11 protein-coding genes and 1 pseudogene are annotated in these 17,038 nt (G+C 34.1%); 10 read left to right on the forward strand and 2 right to left on the reverse strand.

The genetic code is table 11. The features are described from left to right. Window positions 1-12 precede the first annotated feature (12 nt). Complete coding sequence (recX, locus tag EGX96_RS07545; RefSeq protein WP_000704972.1) at window positions 13-789, reverse strand: recombination regulator RecX; 777 nt, start codon at window positions 787-789, stop codon at window positions 13-15. 98 nt (window positions 790-887) lie between these two features. Here recX and rlmD point away from each other — a divergent pair, with 98 nt between their 5' ends. From rlmD to EGX96_RS07595, 10 genes and pseudogenes are all read left to right on the forward strand, one after another. Then, entirely contained in the window at window positions 888-2,243 is a 1,356-nt protein-coding gene (rlmD, locus tag EGX96_RS07550; RefSeq protein ID WP_001103627.1) for a 23S rRNA (uracil(1939)-C(5))-methyltransferase RlmD, read from the forward strand. A 268-nt stretch (window positions 2,244-2,511) separates the two neighbouring features. Further along, window positions 2,512-3,082, forward strand: a pseudogene (locus EGX96_RS07555) (phosphorylase family protein). A 33-nt stretch (window positions 3,083-3,115) separates the two neighbouring features. After that, window positions 3,116-3,544: a GNAT family N-acetyltransferase gene (locus tag EGX96_RS07560; protein WP_000267395.1), complete on the forward strand. Its 429-nt coding sequence runs from the start codon at window positions 3,116-3,118 to the stop codon at window positions 3,542-3,544. 187 nt (window positions 3,545-3,731) lie between these two features. Beyond that, complete coding sequence (locus EGX96_RS07565) at window positions 3,732-7,433, forward strand: S8 family serine peptidase (protein ID WP_000357579.1); 3,702 nt, start codon at window positions 3,732-3,734, stop codon at window positions 7,431-7,433. 209 nt (window positions 7,434-7,642) lie between these two features. Then, window positions 7,643-8,551 (forward strand): glycosyltransferase family 2 protein, encoded by a 909-nt coding sequence (locus EGX96_RS07570; RefSeq protein WP_000848921.1) that lies wholly within the window; start codon window positions 7,643-7,645, stop codon window positions 8,549-8,551. A 551-nt stretch (window positions 8,552-9,102) separates the two neighbouring features. Next, window positions 9,103-10,113, forward strand: a complete 1,011-nt coding sequence (nrdF, locus tag EGX96_RS07575; RefSeq protein ID WP_001192437.1) for a class 1b ribonucleoside-diphosphate reductase subunit beta — start codon at window positions 9,103-9,105, stop codon at window positions 10,111-10,113. After that, entirely contained in the window at window positions 10,114-10,527 is a 414-nt protein-coding gene (gene nrdI, locus EGX96_RS07580) for a class Ib ribonucleoside-diphosphate reductase assembly flavoprotein NrdI (RefSeq protein WP_000378631.1), read from the forward strand. Window position 10,528: 1 nt separating this feature from the next. Continuing rightward, window positions 10,529-12,694: a class 1b ribonucleoside-diphosphate reductase subunit alpha gene (gene nrdE, locus EGX96_RS07585; protein WP_000194382.1), complete on the forward strand. Its 2,166-nt coding sequence runs from the start codon at window positions 10,529-10,531 to the stop codon at window positions 12,692-12,694. Window positions 12,695-12,756: 62 nt separating this feature from the next. Next, on the forward strand, window positions 12,757-15,924 hold the full coding sequence (gene hupY / locus EGX96_RS07590) for a leucine-rich repeat adhesin HupY/LrrG (protein WP_000162175.1): 3,168 nt from the start codon (window positions 12,757-12,759) through the stop codon (window positions 15,922-15,924). A gap of 12 nt (window positions 15,925-15,936) precedes the next feature. After that, window positions 15,937-16,326 carry a pyridoxamine 5'-phosphate oxidase family protein gene (locus tag EGX96_RS07595; protein WP_000632623.1) on the forward strand — a complete coding sequence of 130 codons (390 nt, stop codon included), beginning with the start codon at window positions 15,937-15,939 and terminating at the stop codon, window positions 16,324-16,326. A 43-nt stretch (window positions 16,327-16,369) separates the two neighbouring features. On the opposite strand, the gene EGX96_RS07600 is transcribed toward EGX96_RS07595, so the two are convergent. Further along, a complete protein-coding gene (locus EGX96_RS07600) occupies window positions 16,370-16,801 on the reverse strand; it encodes a GyrI-like domain-containing protein (RefSeq protein WP_000948275.1) in 432 nt (143 codons plus the stop codon). Between the last annotated feature and the right edge of the window lie 237 nt (window positions 16,802-17,038).

The raw sequence follows: 17,038 nt of genomic DNA on the forward strand, positions 1-17,038 counted from the left end.
AGAGTTATTATCTTATAAATATTCTCTTAAAGCACTTTTGATATCTTCGTACTGGTATCCTTTACGCATTAAGGCATTGATTATACGTTGCTTTAATTCATACTGGTCATGTTTTTTTGATAATTTTTGGTATTGTTTATCTAATTCTTTATAAATGAGGTCTTCTTCAAGTTCTTGATCTTTTTCAATTTCAAGGTTTTGAATTACGGTATGCACTATCTGATAATCAAATCCTTTTGTAGTTAAGCTCTGCATCAATTTATCTTTTAATGCTTTTAGTGGAAGTTTGTTTTGATATTTTTTATAGAGTTTTTGGCTTATTTTGGATGCTAAGTCTTGAAAGTTTATAGCTTGAAGTTCAGATTCAATTATTTTACTTTTGATACCTTTTTGCAATAATTTTTGTTTTATCACGTATGGTCCCTTATCGCCAGTATTTAGATTTTGCTGTATGAAAGATTGCACGTAGTTTTTATCGTTTATCCAATTCTCACTTTTTAGATTATCAATAATTTGTGGAATAATTTTAGAATCAATATCATGTTGTTGAAGATATTTAATAACTTCTTTCTCGGTTCTCTGCTTGAAAGAAATATAATAAAGACCTAGATTTTTACCGTATGATAGTTGGGCAAATTTTTTAATATTTTCAAGTTTCTCGGCATTAATTATCATCCCTTTACTTAACATAAAATGAACGATAGTATCTTCTGTTATATATAAATTTTCGGTATTGTCTAGCTCTAGAGTGTAAAGTCTTTTTTTCTTTTCGATTTTGGTTATTTTCATAGTTTTTATTATAGCAAAAATGATAAAATAGTAAAAATGAGTCTTTTTTTAAATGTTATGGATTTATAGTATTTTCTTAGTTAGGGAGTAATGAACTGATGAATGTGGTTTTAAAACAGCGAATTCCTTTAAAAATTAAACGAATGGGAATTAATGGTGAAGGAATAGGTTTTTATAAAAAAACACTAATCTTTGTTCCAGGGGCCCTCAAGGGAGAAGAGGTGTTTTGTCAGATTTCTTCTGTTAGACGTAATTTTGCAGAAGCTAAACTGTTAAAGATAAATAAAAAATCTAAAAATAGGGTAGAACCCCCTTGTTCTATTTATAAAGAATGTGGGGGATGCCAAATAATGCACCTTCAATATGATAAGCAGCTAGAGTTTAAAACGGATGTTATTCGACAGGCTCTAATGAAATTTAAACCAGAGGGATATGAGAATTATGAAATCCGTAAAACGATAGGTATGTCGGAACCTGAACACTATCGTGCTAAATTACAATTTCAAGTGCGTTCGTTTGGAGGGAATGTAAAGGCAGGTTTATATGCACAAGGGACACATCGATTGATTGATATCAAAGATTGTTTAGTGCAAGATAGCCTTACTCAGGAAATGATAAATCGAGTTGCAGAACTTTTAGGAAAATATAAATTGCCTATTTATAATGAACGTAAAATAGCTGGTGTCCGTACTGTTATGATTCGACGAGCACAAGCGAGTGGAGAGGTTCAACTGATCTTTATCACAAGTAAAAGACTTGATTTTGATGATGTTGTTATTGAATTAGTTCGAGAGTTTCCTGAGTTAAAGACAGTTGCTGTAAATATCAACGCTAGTAAAACAAGTGATATCTATGGTCAAATAACAGAAGTTATTTGGGGTCAAGAATCCATCAATGAAGAAGTATTAGATTATGGTTTTTCGTTATCACCACGTGCTTTTTATCAACTTAATCCTAAACAAACACAAATTTTATATAGTGAGGCAGTTAAGGCCTTAGATGTGAAGGAAGATGATGATTTAATTGACGCTTATTGTGGAGTAGGAACGATTGGACTTGCTTTTGCTGGAAAAGTTAAAAGTGTTCGTGGAATGGATATTATCCCTGAGGCTATTCAGGATGCTAAAGAGAACGCACTTTATATGGGTTTTACTAATACACATTACGAAGCTGGAAAGGCAGAGGATATTATCCCTAGGTGGTATAGTGAGGGATTTCGCGCTAATGCGTTAATCGTGGATCCTCCTCGCACAGGTTTAGATGATAAATTGCTAAATACTATACTAAAAATGCCTCCAGAAAAAATGGTTTACGTTTCTTGTAATACATCCACGCTTGCTAGAGACTTAGTAACATTAACAAAAGTATACCATGTCCACTACATCCAATCCGTTGACATGTTTCCACATACAGCAAGGACCGAGGCTGTAGTGAAACTACAACGTAAGGAATAATAAAGTTTTCTAATCAAAAAATAAGAGTATTTTTGGGTATTCTTATTTTTAGATAGTAATGGTGAGATATTAATATAACATAGTCTAAAAACACATGGTTTAAGCTATTTGATACGGAAATTTACCTTAGAAATGGTAAATAGTTCCATTAAGTATATTCATCTTTGCAAATTTGACCTTGCCTTTTAAGTTTCATTGAGTTAAAATAGAAAAAATATTTTTAACAAGATGATAGAACATCGTAAATTAAGGTTTAAAGGAAATGCTTATGATAATAAATTCATTCGATAATAGTAGAAAAGCGATTATTAATCCTGAAGATATTAATTCACCAATAAAAGGTTTTCCAAAGACTGTTATTACCTGTTTCGCGCGGGAGACTTTCAATCGTATTTTAGAAGAATTGCCTCATCGTGAAATTGCTAGAACTAGTGTAGCAAACTTAGAAATTCCCATTTATGAATTAGAATTTAAAGGACAAAAGATTGGCTTTTTCAATGCTTATGTTGGTGCTTCAGCTTGCGTAGCAATCTTGGAAGATATTATAGTATTTGGAATGGAAAGTTTAATTGTTTTTGGAACATGTGGCGTCCTTGATTCGTCAATTGAGGAGACATCCATTATTATTCCAAGAAGTGCTATTAGGGATGAAGGGACATCATTTCATTATTCGGAAGCAAGTTCTGAAATTGCAGTAAACACAAATTCAATTTTTTTACTCTGCGGATAATTTAGATGCAGAAGTATGGGAAGCAAGATCTTTAGGAAATAGCGAGGATTTAGAAAAGAAAGATAAAATTGCTTATATTGCCATGGAGTTTGCTATAGAGACTTTTTAGGGTCTACTGTATGATGTTGAAAGGAAGATAGCAATGTGGAATGTAAAAACTTTTGATAATTTAACTACACATGAGTTGTTTCAAATATATAAATTAAGAGTATCTGTATTTGTGGTTGAACAAGATTGTCCTTATCAAGAGGTTGATGATGAAGATTTGATTTGTTTGCATGGGATGAATTGGGTAGATGGTCAATTGGCAGCTTATTATAGATTGATACCAGAAGATGATAAGGTGCATTTGGGACGTGTGATTGTTAATCCAGACTTTAGAAAAAAGGGATTAGGAAATCAATTAGTGGAATATGCGATTAAATTTAGTGAGGCAAATTACCCTAATAAACCTATTTATGCTCAGGCCCAAGCTTATTTACAAGATTTTTATCAATCTTTCGGATTTCAACCTGTCTCAGATATCTATCTAGAAGATAATATTCCTCATCTTGATATGGTTTTATTATAAATACATGCTATTTAAACTATCAATTAAAAGGTCTCTCAGTATTGCTGAGAGATCTTTTAATTAACAAAAAATTTAAAAATTTAAATTAAAAAATAAAAATAAAATTTATCGCTAATTATTCTATTGCTAATAAATTAATTATGTTGTAATATAGTATGCATACTGATTTTTGGAGGAAATAGGAAAAGTGGATAAACATCACTCAAAAAAGGCTATTTTAAAGTTAACACTTATAACAACTAGTATTTTATTAATGCATAGCAATCAAGTGAATGCAGAGGAGCAAGAATTAAAAAACCAAGAGCAATCACCTGTAATTGCTAATGTTGCTCAACAGCCATCGCCATCGGTAACTACTAATACTGTTGAAAAAACATCTGTAACAGCTGCTTCTGCTAGTAATACAGCGAAAGAAATGGGTGATACATCTGTAAAAAATGACAAAACAGAAGATGAATTATTAGAAGAGTTATCTAAAAACCTTGATACGTCTAATTTGGGGGCTGATCTTGAAGAAGAATATCCCTCTAAACCAGAGACAACCAACAATAAAGAAAGCAATGTAGTAACAAATGCTTCAACTGCAATAGCACAGAAAGTTCCCTCAGCATATGAAGAGGTGAAGCCAGAAAGCAAGTCATCGCTTGCTGTTCTTGATACATCTAAAATAACAAAATTACAAGCCATAACCCAAAGAGGAAAGGGAAATGTAGTAGCTATTATTGATACTGGCTTTGATATTAACCATGATATTTTTCGTTTAGATAGCCCAAAAGATGATAAGCACAGCTTTAAAACTAAGACAGAATTTGAGGAATTAAAAGCAAAACATAATATCACTTATGGGAAATGGGTTAACGATAAGATTGTTTTTGCACATAACTACGCCAACAATACAGAAACGGTGGCTGATATTGCAGCAGCTATGAAAGATGGTTATGGTTCAGAAGCAAAGAATATTTCGCATGGTACACACGTTGCTGGTATTTTTGTAGGTAATAGTAAACGTCCAGCAATCAATGGTCTTCTTTTAGAAGGTGCAGCGCCAAATGCTCAAGTCTTATTAATGCGTATTCCAGATAAAATTGATTCGGACAAATTTGGTGAAGCATATGCTAAAGCAATCACAGACGCTGTTAATCTAGGAGCAAAAACGATTAATATGAGTATTGGAAAAACAGCTGATTCTTTAATTGCTCTCAATGATAAAGTTAAATTAGCACTTAAATTAGCTTCTGAGAAGGGCGTTGCAGTTGTTGTGGCTGCCGGAAATGAAGGCGCATTTGGTATGGATTATAGCAAACCATTATCAACTAATCCTGACTACGGTACGGTTAATAGTCCAGCTATTTCTGAAGATACTTTGAGTGTTGCTAGCTATGAATCACTTAAAACTATCAGTGAGGTCGTTGAAACAACTATTGAAGGTAAGTTAGTTAAGTTGCCGATTGTGACTTCTAAACCTTTTGACAAAGGTAAGGCCTACGATGTGGTTTATGCCAATTATGGTGCAAAAAAAGACTTTGAAGGTAAGGACTTTAAAGGTAAGATTGCATTAATTGAGCGTGGTGGTGGACTTGATTTTATGACTAAAATCACTCATGCTACAAATGCAGGTGTTGTTGGTATCGTTATTTTTAACGATCAAGAAAAACGTGGAAATTTTCTAATTCCTTACCGTGAATTACCTGTGGGGATTATTAGTAAAGTAGATGGCGAGCGTATAAAAAATACTTCAAGTCAGTTAACATTTAACCAGAGTTTTGAAGTAGTTGATAGCCAAGGTGGTAATCGTATGCTGGAACAATCAAGTTGGGGCGTGACAGCTGAAGGAGCAATCAAGCCTGATGTAACAGCTTCTGGCTTTGAAATTTATTCTTCAACCTATAATAATCAATACCAAACAATGTCTGGTACAAGTATGGCTTCACCACATGTTGCAGGATTAATGACAATGCTTCAAAGTCATTTGGCTGAGAAATATAAAGGGATGAATTTAGATTCTAAAAAATTGCTAGAATTGTCTAAAAACATCCTCATGAGCTCAGCAACAGCATTATATAGTGAAGAGGATAAGGCGTTTTATTCACCACGTCAGCAAGGTGCAGGTGTAGTTGATGCTGAAAAAGCTATCCAAGCTCAATATTATATTACTGGAAACGATGGCAAAGCTAAAATTAATCTCAAACGAATGGGAGATAAATTTGATATCACAGTTACAATTCATAAACTTGTAGAAGGTGTCAAAGAATTGTATTATCAAGCTAATGTAGCAACAGAACAAGTAAATAAAGGTAAATTTGCCCTTAAACCACAAGCCTTGCTAGATACTAATTGGCAGAAAGTAATTCTTCGTGATAAAGAAACACAAGTTCGATTTACTATTGATGCTAGTCAATTTAGTCAGAAATTAAAAGAACAGATGGCAAATGGTTATTTCTTAGAAGGTTTTGTACGTTTTAAAGAAGCCAAGGATAGTAATCAGGAGTTAATGAGTATTCCTTTTGTAGGATTTAATGGTGATTTTGCGAACTTACAAGCACTTGAAACACCGATTTATAAGACGCTTTCTAAAGGTAGTTTCTACTATAAACCAAATGATACAACTCATAAAGACCAATTGGAGTACAATGAATCAGCTCCTTTTGAAAGCAACAACTATACTGCCTTGTTAACACAATCAGCGTCTTGGGGCTATGTTGATTATGTCAAAAATGGTGGGGAGTTAGAATTAGCACCGGAGAGTCCAAAAAGAATTATTTTAGGAACTTTTGAGAATAAGGTTGAGGATAAAACAATTCATCTTTTGGAAAGAGATGCAGCGAATAATCCATATTTTGCCATTTCTCCAAATAAAGATGGAAATAGGGACGAAATCACTCCCCAGGCAACTTTCTTAAGAAATGTTAAGGATATTTCTGCTCAAGTTCTAGATCAAAATGGAAATGTTATTTGGCAAAGTAAGGTTTTACCATCTTATCGTAAAAATTTCCATAATAATCCAAAGCAAAGTGATGGTCATTATCGTATGGATGCTCTTCAGTGGAGTGGTTTAGATAAGGATGGCAAAGTTGTAGCAGATGGTTTTTATACTTATCGCTTACGTTACACACCAGTAGCAGAAGGAGCAAATAGTCAGGAGTCAGACTTTAAAGTACAAGTAAGTACTAAGTCACCAAATCTTCCTTCACGAGCTCAGTTTGATGAAACTAATCGAACATTAAGCTTAGCCATGCCTAAGGAAAGTAGTTATGTTCCTACATATCGTTTACAATTAGTTTTATCTCATGTTGTAAAAGATGAAGAATATGGGGATGAGACTTCTTACCATTATTTCCATATAGATCAAGAAGGTAAAGTGACACTTCCTAAAACGGTTAAGATAGGAGAGAGTGAGGTTGCGGTAGACCCTAAGGCCTTGACACTTGTTGTGGAAGATAAAGCTGGTAATTTCGCAACGGTAAAATTGTCTGATCTCTTGAATAAGGCAGTAGTATCAGAGAAAGAAAACGCTATAGTAATTTCTAACAGTTTCAAATATTTTGATAACTTGAAAAAAGAACCTATGTTTATTTCTAAAAAAGAAAAAGTAGTAAACAAGAATCTAGAAGAAATAATATTAGTTAAGCCGCAAACTACAGTTACTACTCAATCATTGTCTAAAGAAATAACTAAATCAGGAAATGAGAAAGTCCTCACTTCTACAAACAATAATAGTAGCAGAGTAGCTAAGATCATATCACCTAAACATAACGGGGATTCTGTTAACCATACCTTACCTAGTACATCAGATAGAGCAACGAATGGTCTATTTGTTGGTACTTTGGCATTGTTATCTAGTTTACTTCTTTATTTGAAACCCAAAAAGACTAAAAATAATAGTAAATAAAACTAAGTAAACTACTCGGCAATATGATGAAAAGTTCAGTTTAACATTATGTTAAGCTGGACTTTTAGGGTATTGACTCTTATTTTTGATTAATTTTATATTGATTAATGACATATAATATTATAATATTATAATTACGATTAGTATGTGATACCGTTCACTTTGTAAGCTTTCATAAGATGAACTAGCCTTAAGGAGTTTTGATAGCAATGAAAACGATAAAAGATTGGCAAATAAATATTTGCTTAGCGACCTATAATGGTCAAAAATACCTTCGCCAGCAATTAGATAGCATAATACAACAAGGTTATACTGACTGGATTTGTTTAATAAGGGACGATGGATCTACTGATGATACAGTAGCTATTATTAAAGAATATGTTAATAGAGATTCACGTTTTATATTTATTAATTCTAACGATGACAGAAAGTTAGGAAGTCACCGCAGTTTTTACGAGTTGGTTAACTATAAAAAAGCAGATTTTTATGTTTTCTCAGACCAGGATGATGTTTGGAAAGAAAATCGTTTAGAACGTTACCTTGAAGAAGCAGAGAAATTTAACCAAGAACTACCATTGCTTGTTTATTCGAACTGGACTTCTGTAGATGAAAAATTAACAGTATTGAAAGAACATAATCCAGCAACAGTTATTCAAGAACAAATTGCCTTTAACCAAATAAATGGTATGGTTATCATGATGAATCATGAGTTAGCAAAGCTTTGGGAATATCGTCAAATTGGCGCCCATGATTCTTATGTTGGAACTCTAGCTTACGCCGTTGGAAATGTGGCTTATATTTCTGACAGTACAGTCCTTTGGCGTAGACAAGTAGGGGCAGAGTCGCTAAACAATTACGGGAGACAATATGGGGTGGCTACGTTTTGGCAGATGATAAATACTTCTTTTGATCGTGCTTCGCTTATTTTTGCTCAAGTATCCGATAAAATGTCCCTGGAGCGTAAACTCTTCTTTAGTCGTTTTATAGAATTAAAAAATGCCAATCTAATGAGAAGGATTTATCTTTTATCAAAATTAAAACTCCGTCGGAAATCATTGAAAGAAACAGTTGCTATGACTATCCTACTTTTAACAGGTTACGGTAAACCAAAAGCATAATTTTTTTGGTTGAAGGAAATCAAGTTGAGTTGTAGTTAAAAATATAGAAAATATTTATTTTTCAAAAAGTTGTTGACACTTAACGAAATTAGTATATAATAATATTAAAGAACAAGGTAGAACCTTGGCTCGCATTAATTTCGGGTTTTGGAAAAGGAGTAGCAATCGCTACTCCTTTTTTGTTTTACACAGGAAAAGTATGAAGGTAAAGCCTTTTTTTATAAAAATTAGGCTTGCTTAATTTTTTAATTTTTATATTCTTTACATTATGATGAAAACACAAGATATAGTGGTGATATATGTTGAAAGACACAAAACTTTGTGTTAGTATACTGTTTAAGCAGATCCTTAATAAAGGTAACCGACAAAAAAGTTTAACGTAACTTAACAAAACAGTGGTTTTGAAGCAAGAGTTAGCTTCTTACCAGAATAAAAAAACATCAAGAAGAACATTCCAATAGTTGTGTGATTTTAACAAAAATCCAGTCCTCTTGGGAGGCTTTTTTGGTGCTTAAAACTCGCTTAATTTTAATATTTAGGAGACTAGTTTAATGCAATCATACTATGATCGTTCTCAATCGCCACTTGACTATGCCTTGTCAGAAAAAGCTTTTCCTATGCGTTCTGTTAATTGGAATAAGCTAAACGATGACAAAGACTTAGAGGTATGGAACAGAGTAACTCAAAATTTCTGGTTACCTGAAAAGATCCCAGTTTCTAATGACCTTAATTCTTGGAGAACATTGGATGCTGATTGGCAGCAATTAATTACTCGGACTTTTACTGGTCTAACCTTATTAGATTCTGTGCAGGCTACTGTTGGTGATATTGCTCAGATTAAGCATTCTCAGACAGATCATGAACAAGTTATTTATGCTAACTTTGCCTTTATGGTAGCTATTCATGCGCGATCTTATGGAACGATTTTTTCAACCTTATGCACTAGCCAACAAATTGAGGAAGCACATGAATGGGTAGTGGATACTGAAAGTCTACAAGCTCGATCACGTATACTTATTCCTTTTTATACTGGTGACGATCCTTTGAAATCTAAGGTTGCTGCAGCCATGATGCCAGGATTTTTGTTATATGGTGGCTTTTACCTTCCTTTTTACCTTTCAGCCAGAGGAAAATTACCAAATACGTCTGATATTATTCGTTTAATTTTACGAGATAAGGTAATTCATAACTATTACAGTGGCTATAAGTATCAACAGAAAGTTGCTAAATTATCTGTAGAAAAGCAAGCCGAAATGAAGACATTTGTCTTTGACCTCCTCTATCAGTTGATTGATTTAGAAAAAGCCTATCTTTACGAACTATATGATGGTTTTGATTTGGCTGAAGATGCAATCAGATTTAGCATTTACAATGCTGGTAAATTTTTACAAAATTTAGGATATGATTCTCCATTTACAGAAGAAGAGACTCGTATATCTCCTGAGGTTTTTGCACAACTTTCGGCGCGTGCAGATGAAAATCATGATTTCTTCTCAGGAAACGGCTCTTCATATATTATGGGGATTACAGAAGAAACATTGGATGAAGATTGGGAGTTTTAAATGGATAGTACAGTGAAGGTGGTCTATTTTTCATCGAAATCTAACAATACCCATCGTTTTGTTCAAAAGTTGGCTTGTTCTAACCAGCGTATTCCATCAGATGGTAGTAGTATATTGGTTACTGAGGATTATATTTTGATTGTGCCTACTTACGCTGGAGGAGGAGATGATACCAAAGGCGCAGTTCCAAAACAAGTTGTACAGTTTTTAAATGTTCGACAAAATCGGGAACATTGCCAAGGGGTTATTTCTTCTGGAAATACCAATTTTGGTGACACTTATGCCATTGCTGGACCTATTATTGCTCGAAAATTAAATGTTCCTTTGCTTCATCAATTTGAATTACTGGGAACACAAGAAGATGTTACAAGGGTAAAGGAGTTACTTTGCCAATTCACTAGAAAGGATAAATAAGATGACACAATCAGATGCATATCTCTCGTTGAACGCGAAGACACGCTTTAGAGATCGCACAGGTAATTATCATTTTACTTCGGATAAAGAGGCTGTTGAACAATATATGATAGAACATGTTGAACCTAATACGATGGTGTTCACATCACTAATTGAAAAGCTAGATTATTTGGTTTCTAATAACTACTATGAATCGGACCTTCTAAAACAATATAACCTTGAGTTTATTTGCCAAATTTTTGAGCATGCATACGCTAAGAAATTTGCTTTTCTAAATTTTATGGGGGCTTTAAAATTTTATAATGCTTATGCTCTTAAAACAGAAGACAATCGTTATTATTTGGAACACTATGAAGATCGTGTTGTAATGAATGCTCTGTTTTTAGCTGCTGGTGATGAAAAAGCTGCCTATGACCTAGTAGATGACATGCTAGCAAATCGCTTTCAACCAGCAACACCTACCTTTTTAAATGCAGGGAAAAAACGTCGTGGTGAATATATCTCTTGCTATTTGTTGCGCATTGAAGACAATATGGAATCTATTTCTCGTGCTATTAGTACAAGCCTTCAGTTATCAAAACGAGGTGGTGGGGTAGCACTTTGCTTAACCAACTTACGGGAATTTGGTGCTCCAATAAAAGGTATTAAAAATCAAGCTACTGGTATTGTACCTGTCATGAAATTACTAGAAGATTCGTTTTCTTACGCCAATCAATTAGGACAAAGACAAGGAGCTGGTGCAGTTTACTTACACGCTCACCATCCTGAAGTATTAACGTTTTTAGATACTAAACGTGAGAATGCCGATGAGAAAATTCGAATTAAATCTCTTTCCCTAGGACTTGTTATTCCTGATATTACTTTTGAATTGGCTAAGGCAAATAAAGATATGGCCTTGTTTTCACCGTATGACATTGAGCGAGTATATGGTAAACCAATGTCTGATATCTCTATCACAGAAGAATATGAAACTTTATTAGCCAATGCGGATATTCGTAAAACCTTTATTAGTGCACGAAAACTATTTCAAACGATAGCAGAGCTTCATTTTGAATCTGGTTATCCTTATATCTTATTTGAAGATACTGTAAATGCTAAAAACCCTCACAAAAAAGAGGGACGAATTGTTATGTCTAATTTATGTTCTGAGATTGCACAAGTTAATACAGCTAGTCAATTTTCAGAAGACCTGACTTTCACTAAGGTTGGACATGATGTTTGTTGTAATTTAGGTTCTATTAATATTGCGCGTGCTATGGATCAAGCGGCGGATTTTGAAAAATTAATTGCTAATAGCATTAGAGCCCTTGATCGTGTATCTCGAACTTCTGATTTAGATAGTGCTCCATCTATTAAAAAAGGTAATGCAGCTAATCATGCTGTTGGTTTAGGTGCTATGAATTTGCATGGATTTTTGGCGACTAACCATATTTATTACGATTCTCAAGAGGCTATTGATTTTACAGATTGCTTCTTTTACGCTATGGCTTATTATGCCTTTAAAGCTTCTAACCATTTAGCAAAAGAAAAAGGAACCTTTGAGGGCTTCTCGGAATCAAGTTATGCTGATGGCAGTTATTTCTATCAATATACCGAACAAAACTTTGAGCCAAAAACACAGCGTGTTAAAAATCTACTAGCTGAGTATGGTCTGACTCTACCAAGCCAAGAGGATTGGAGAAAGCTTGTGCAAAGTATTAAAGAGATAGGATTAGCTAATGCGCATTTATTAGCTGTTGCTCCGACAGGGTCAATCAGTTATCTTTCTTCTTGTACTCCGAGCCTTCAACCGGTTGTATCACCTGTCGAAGTACGCAAGGAAGGAGCACTGGGGAGGGTTTATGTACCTGCTTATAAGATTGATGCAGATAATTATGTCTACTACAAAAAAGGAGCTTATGAAGTGGGATCTGAGGCGATTATCAATATTGCAGCTGCCGCTCAAAAACACATTGATCAAGCTATTTCGTTAACGCTTTTCATGACAGATCAAGCAACTACGCGAGATTTAAATAAAGCCTATATTCAAGCATTTAAACAAAAATGTGCCTCTATTTATTATGTACGAGTGAGACAGGACATCCTAGAAGGTAGCGAGAGTTATGATGATATGCTGGATGATTTCACTTCATCGGACTTAGAAGACTGTCAATCCTGCATGATTTAACTAAATATACTCAATCAGAAGATTAAGAGAAATATATTGGCTTTTAGAAAGGCTTTATTGTAATGACAAAAAAACATCTTAAAACGCTTGCCTTGGCACTTACTACAGTATCAGTAGTGACATACAGCCAGGAGGTATATGGATTAGAAAGAGAGGAATCGGTCAAACAAGAACAAACCCAGTCAGCTTCAGAAGATGATTGGTTCGAAGAAGATAATGAGAGGAAAACAAATGTTTCTAAAGAGAATTCTACTGTTGATGAAACAGTTAGTGATTTATTTTCTGATGGAAATAGTAATAACTCTAGTTCTAAAACCGAGTCAGTGGTAAGTGACCCTAAACAAGTCCCCAAAGCAAAACCAGAGGTTACACAAGAAGCAAGCAATTCTAGTAATGATGCTAGCAAAGTAGAAGTACCAAAACAGGATACAGCTTCAAAAAAGGAAACTCTAGAAACATCAACTTGGGAGGCAAAAGATTTCGTAACTAGAGGGGATACTTTAGTAGGTTTTTCAAAATCTGGAATTAATAAGTTATCTCAAACATCACACTTGGTTTTACCAAGTCATGCAGCAGATGGAACTCAATTGACACAAGTAGCTAGCTTTGCTTTTACTCCAGATAAAAAGACGGCCATTGCAGAATATACAAGTAGGCTAGGAGAAAATGGGAAACCGAGTCGTTTAGATATTGATCAGAAGGAAATTATTGATGAGGGAGAAATATTTAATGCTTACCAGTTGACTAAGCTTACTATTCCAAATGGTTATAAGTCTATTGGTCAAGATGCTTTTGTGGACAATAAGAATATTGCTGAGGTTAACCTTCCTGAGAGTCTCGAGACTATTTCAGACTATGCTTTTGCTCACATGTCTTTAAAACAAGTAAAGTTACCAGATAACCTAAAGGTCATTGGAGAATTAGCTTTTTTTGATAATCAGATTGGTGGTAAGCTTTACTTGCCACGTCACTTGATAAAATTAGCAGAACGCGCTTTCAAATCTAATCGTATTCAAACAGTTGAATTTTTGGGAAGTAAGCTTAAGGTTATAGGAGAAGCAAGTTTTCAAGATAATAATCTGAGGAATGTTATGCTTCCGGATGGACTTGAAAAAATAGAATCAGAAGCTTTTACAGGAAATCCAGGAGATGAACATTACAACAATCAGGTTGTATTGCGCACAAGGACAGGCCAAAATCCACATCAACTTGCGACTGAGAATACTTACGTCAATCCGGACAAATCATTGTGGCGTGCAACACCTGATATGGATTATACCAAATGGTTAGAGGAAGATTTTACCTATCAAAAAAATAGTGTTACAGGTTTTTCAAATAAAGGCTTACAAAAGGTAAGACGTAATAAAAACTTAGAAATTCCAAAACAACACAATGGTATTACTATTACTGAAATTGGTGATAACGCTTTTCGCAATGTTGATTTTCAAAGTAAAACTTTACGTAAATATGATTTGGAAGAAATAAAGCTCCCCTCAACTATTCGGAAAATAGGTGCTTTTGCTTTTCAATCTAATAACTTGAAATCCTTTGAAGCAAGTGAAGATTTAGAAGAGATTAAAGAGGGAGCCTTTATGAATAATCGTATTGGAACTCTAGACTTGAAAGACAAACTTATCAAAATAGGTGATGCTGCTTTCCATATTAATCATATTTATGCCATTGTTCTTCCAGAATCTGTACAAGAAATAGGACGTTCAGCTTTTCGACAAAATGGTGCGCTTCACCTTATGTTTATCGGAAATAAGGTTAAAACAATTGGTGAAATGGCTTTTTTATCCAATAAACTGGAAAGTGTAAATCTCTCTGAGCAAAAACAATTAAAGACAATTGAGGTCCAAGCTTTTTCGGATAATGCCCTTAGTGAAGTAGTCTTACCGCCAAATTTACAGACTATTCGTGAAGAGGCTTTCAAAAGGAATCATTTGAAAGAAGTGAAGGGTTCATCTACATTATCTCAGATTACTTTTAATGCTTTTGATCAAAATGATGGGGACAAACGCTTTGGTAAGAAAGTGGTTGTTAGGACACATAATAATTCTCATATGTTAGCAGATGGTGAGCGTTTTATCATTGATCCAGATAAGCTATCTTCTACAATGGTAGACCTTGAAAAGGTTTTAAAAATAATCGAAGGTTTAGATTACTCTACATTACGTCAGACTACTCAAACTCAGTTTAGAGAAATGACTACTGCAGGTAAAGCGTTGTTATCAAAATCTAACCTCCGACAAGGAGAAAAACAAAAATTCCTTCAAGAAGCACAATTTTTCCTTGGTCGCGTTGATTTGGATAAAGCCATAGCTAAAGCTGAGAAGGCTTTAGTGACCAAGAAGGCAACAAAGAATGGTCATTTGCTTGAGAGGAGTATTAACAAAGCGGTATTAGCTTATAATAATAGTGCTATTAAAAAAGCTAATGTTAAGCGCTTGGAAAAAGAGTTAGACTTGCTGACAGATTTAGTCGAGGGAAAAGGACCATTAGCGCAAGCTACAATGGTACAAGGAGTTTATTTATTAAAGACGCCTTTACCATTGCCAGAATATTATATCGGATTGAACGTTTATTTTGACAAGTCTGGAAAATTGATTTATGCACTTGATATGAGTGATACTATTGGCGAGGGACAAAAAGATGCATATGGTAATCCTATATTAAATGTTGACGAGGATAATGAAGGTTATCATACCTTGGCAGTTGCCACTTTAGCTGATTATGAAGGTCTTTATATTAAAGATATTTTAAATAGTTCCCTTGATAAGATTAAAGCAATACGCCAGATTCCTTTGGCAAAATATCATAGATTAGGAATTTTCCAAGCTATTCGAAATGCAGCGGCAGAAGCAGACCGATTGCTTCCTAAGACACCTAAGGGGTACCTAAATGAAGTCCCAAATTATCGTAAAAAACAAGTGGAGAAAAATTTAAAACCAGTTGATTATAAAACGCCGATTTTTAATAAGGCTTTACCTAATGAAAAGGTAGACGGTGATAGAGCGGCTAAAGGTCATAATATAAATGCGGAGACTAATAATTCTGTAGCTGTAACACCAATAAGGTCCGAGCAGCAATTACATAAGTCACAGTCTGATGTAAATTTACCTCAAACAAGTTCTAAAAATAATTTTATATACGAGATTCTAGGATACGTTAGTTTATGTTTGCTTTTCCTAGTAACTGCTGGGAAAAAAGGAAAACGAGCAAGAAAATAAGGAGAAATTAATATGATTACACAAGAAATGAAAGAGATTATTAATAGTCAGTTAGCAATGGTCGCGACGGTTGATGCTAAAGGTCAACCCAATATTGGCCCAAAACGTTCTATGCGTCTCTGGGATGATAAAACGTTTATTTATAATGAAAATACAGATGGTCAAACTCGTATTAACATTGAAGATAATGGGAAAATTGAAATTGCCTTTGTTGATCGTGAACGTCTTTTAGGTTACAGGTTTGTGGGAACTGCTGAAATTCAAACAGAAGGTACTTATTACGAAGCAGCGAAAAAATGGGCAGAAGGACGCATGGGGGTTCCGAAAGCAGTTGGTATTATTCATGTCGAGCGTATTTTTAATTTACAATCTGGTGCTAATGCAGGTAAAGAAATCACTTAATATAAAAAAGCCTCAAGAAGGGGCTTTTTTATATTAAGCAATACTAGATTAAGTTTGTTTTCGAGTTATTAGTAATATCTGCGATAGCAAGCCAAATTTCCATTTGATAATCAGTATCTTGTGGATGTTGAGATGAATAAATTTCTAAGTTTGGCGAGTTAGCTGGTTTTAGATTATTCTCTTGAAAAAATCCTTGTATTATTTTTCGCCATGTTTCTTGAAGACTCGATGGCATTGGACCTTTAACAGAAATGACTGCATAGGTAGCGCTTGGGATCCTAATAATTTCTAACCCTTTTGGGGCTTGGACACTTGTCTCTACTTGATAAGTGGCACTGTAATCGAAACGAAAATCAGGTTGTGTTTTACAAATGCCAATGGCTTGCTGGATACCTTCTTGATTTGACTTTACATTTTCTAAAGTTACTCCAGCAAGTATCATTGCTGGCTTTTCAACAATTTGAAATGATAGCATAAAAATCTTTATTCTTTATGATTCCTTAAGTAATTATAGAGTCGTTAAAATAGTTTCTTTTTAGAATAATTGTCTTGTTAGCAATCATAATTTTCTTTTGGAATGATATGGTTCAAAGAAGAAATCTTATGATATAGAGTATTCTCTAAGAGGCACTTATTTTATAGCTTTTTTCTAAAAAAAATCTATTGACTATTTTTGTTTATTTCTCTAAAGATGATGGATTAATCTTTATTC

Origin of the sequence: Streptococcus sp. FDAARGOS_520 (genome assembly GCF_003812685.1) — a bacterium.
Taxonomy (GTDB): domain Bacteria; phylum Bacillota; class Bacilli; order Lactobacillales; family Streptococcaceae; genus Streptococcus; species Streptococcus agalactiae.

What these genes read in the sequence shown, in the direction of transcription:
- recX (WP_000704972.1), bottom strand. Translation starts at nt 789, where the DNA reads ATGAAAATAACCAAAATCGAAAAGAAAAAAAGACTTTACACTCTAGAG.
- rlmD (WP_001103627.1), top strand. Translation starts at nt 888, where the DNA reads ATGAATGTGGTTTTAAAACAGCGAATTCCTTTAAAAATTAAACGAATG.
- EGX96_RS07560 (WP_000267395.1), top strand. Translation starts at nt 3,116, where the DNA reads ATGTGGAATGTAAAAACTTTTGATAATTTAACTACACATGAGTTGTTT.
- EGX96_RS07570 (WP_000848921.1), top strand. Translation starts at nt 7,643, where the DNA reads ATGAAAACGATAAAAGATTGGCAAATAAATATTTGCTTAGCGACCTAT.
- nrdF (WP_001192437.1), top strand. Translation starts at nt 9,103, where the DNA reads ATGCAATCATACTATGATCGTTCTCAATCGCCACTTGACTATGCCTTG.
- nrdI (WP_000378631.1), top strand. Translation starts at nt 10,114, where the DNA reads ATGGATAGTACAGTGAAGGTGGTCTATTTTTCATCGAAATCTAACAAT.
- nrdE (WP_000194382.1), top strand. Translation starts at nt 10,529, where the DNA reads ATGACACAATCAGATGCATATCTCTCGTTGAACGCGAAGACACGCTTT.
- hupY (WP_000162175.1), top strand. Translation starts at nt 12,757, where the DNA reads ATGACAAAAAAACATCTTAAAACGCTTGCCTTGGCACTTACTACAGTA.
- EGX96_RS07595 (WP_000632623.1), top strand. Translation starts at nt 15,937, where the DNA reads ATGATTACACAAGAAATGAAAGAGATTATTAATAGTCAGTTAGCAATG.
- EGX96_RS07600 (WP_000948275.1), bottom strand. Translation starts at nt 16,801, where the DNA reads ATGCTATCATTTCAAATTGTTGAAAAGCCAGCAATGATACTTGCTGGA.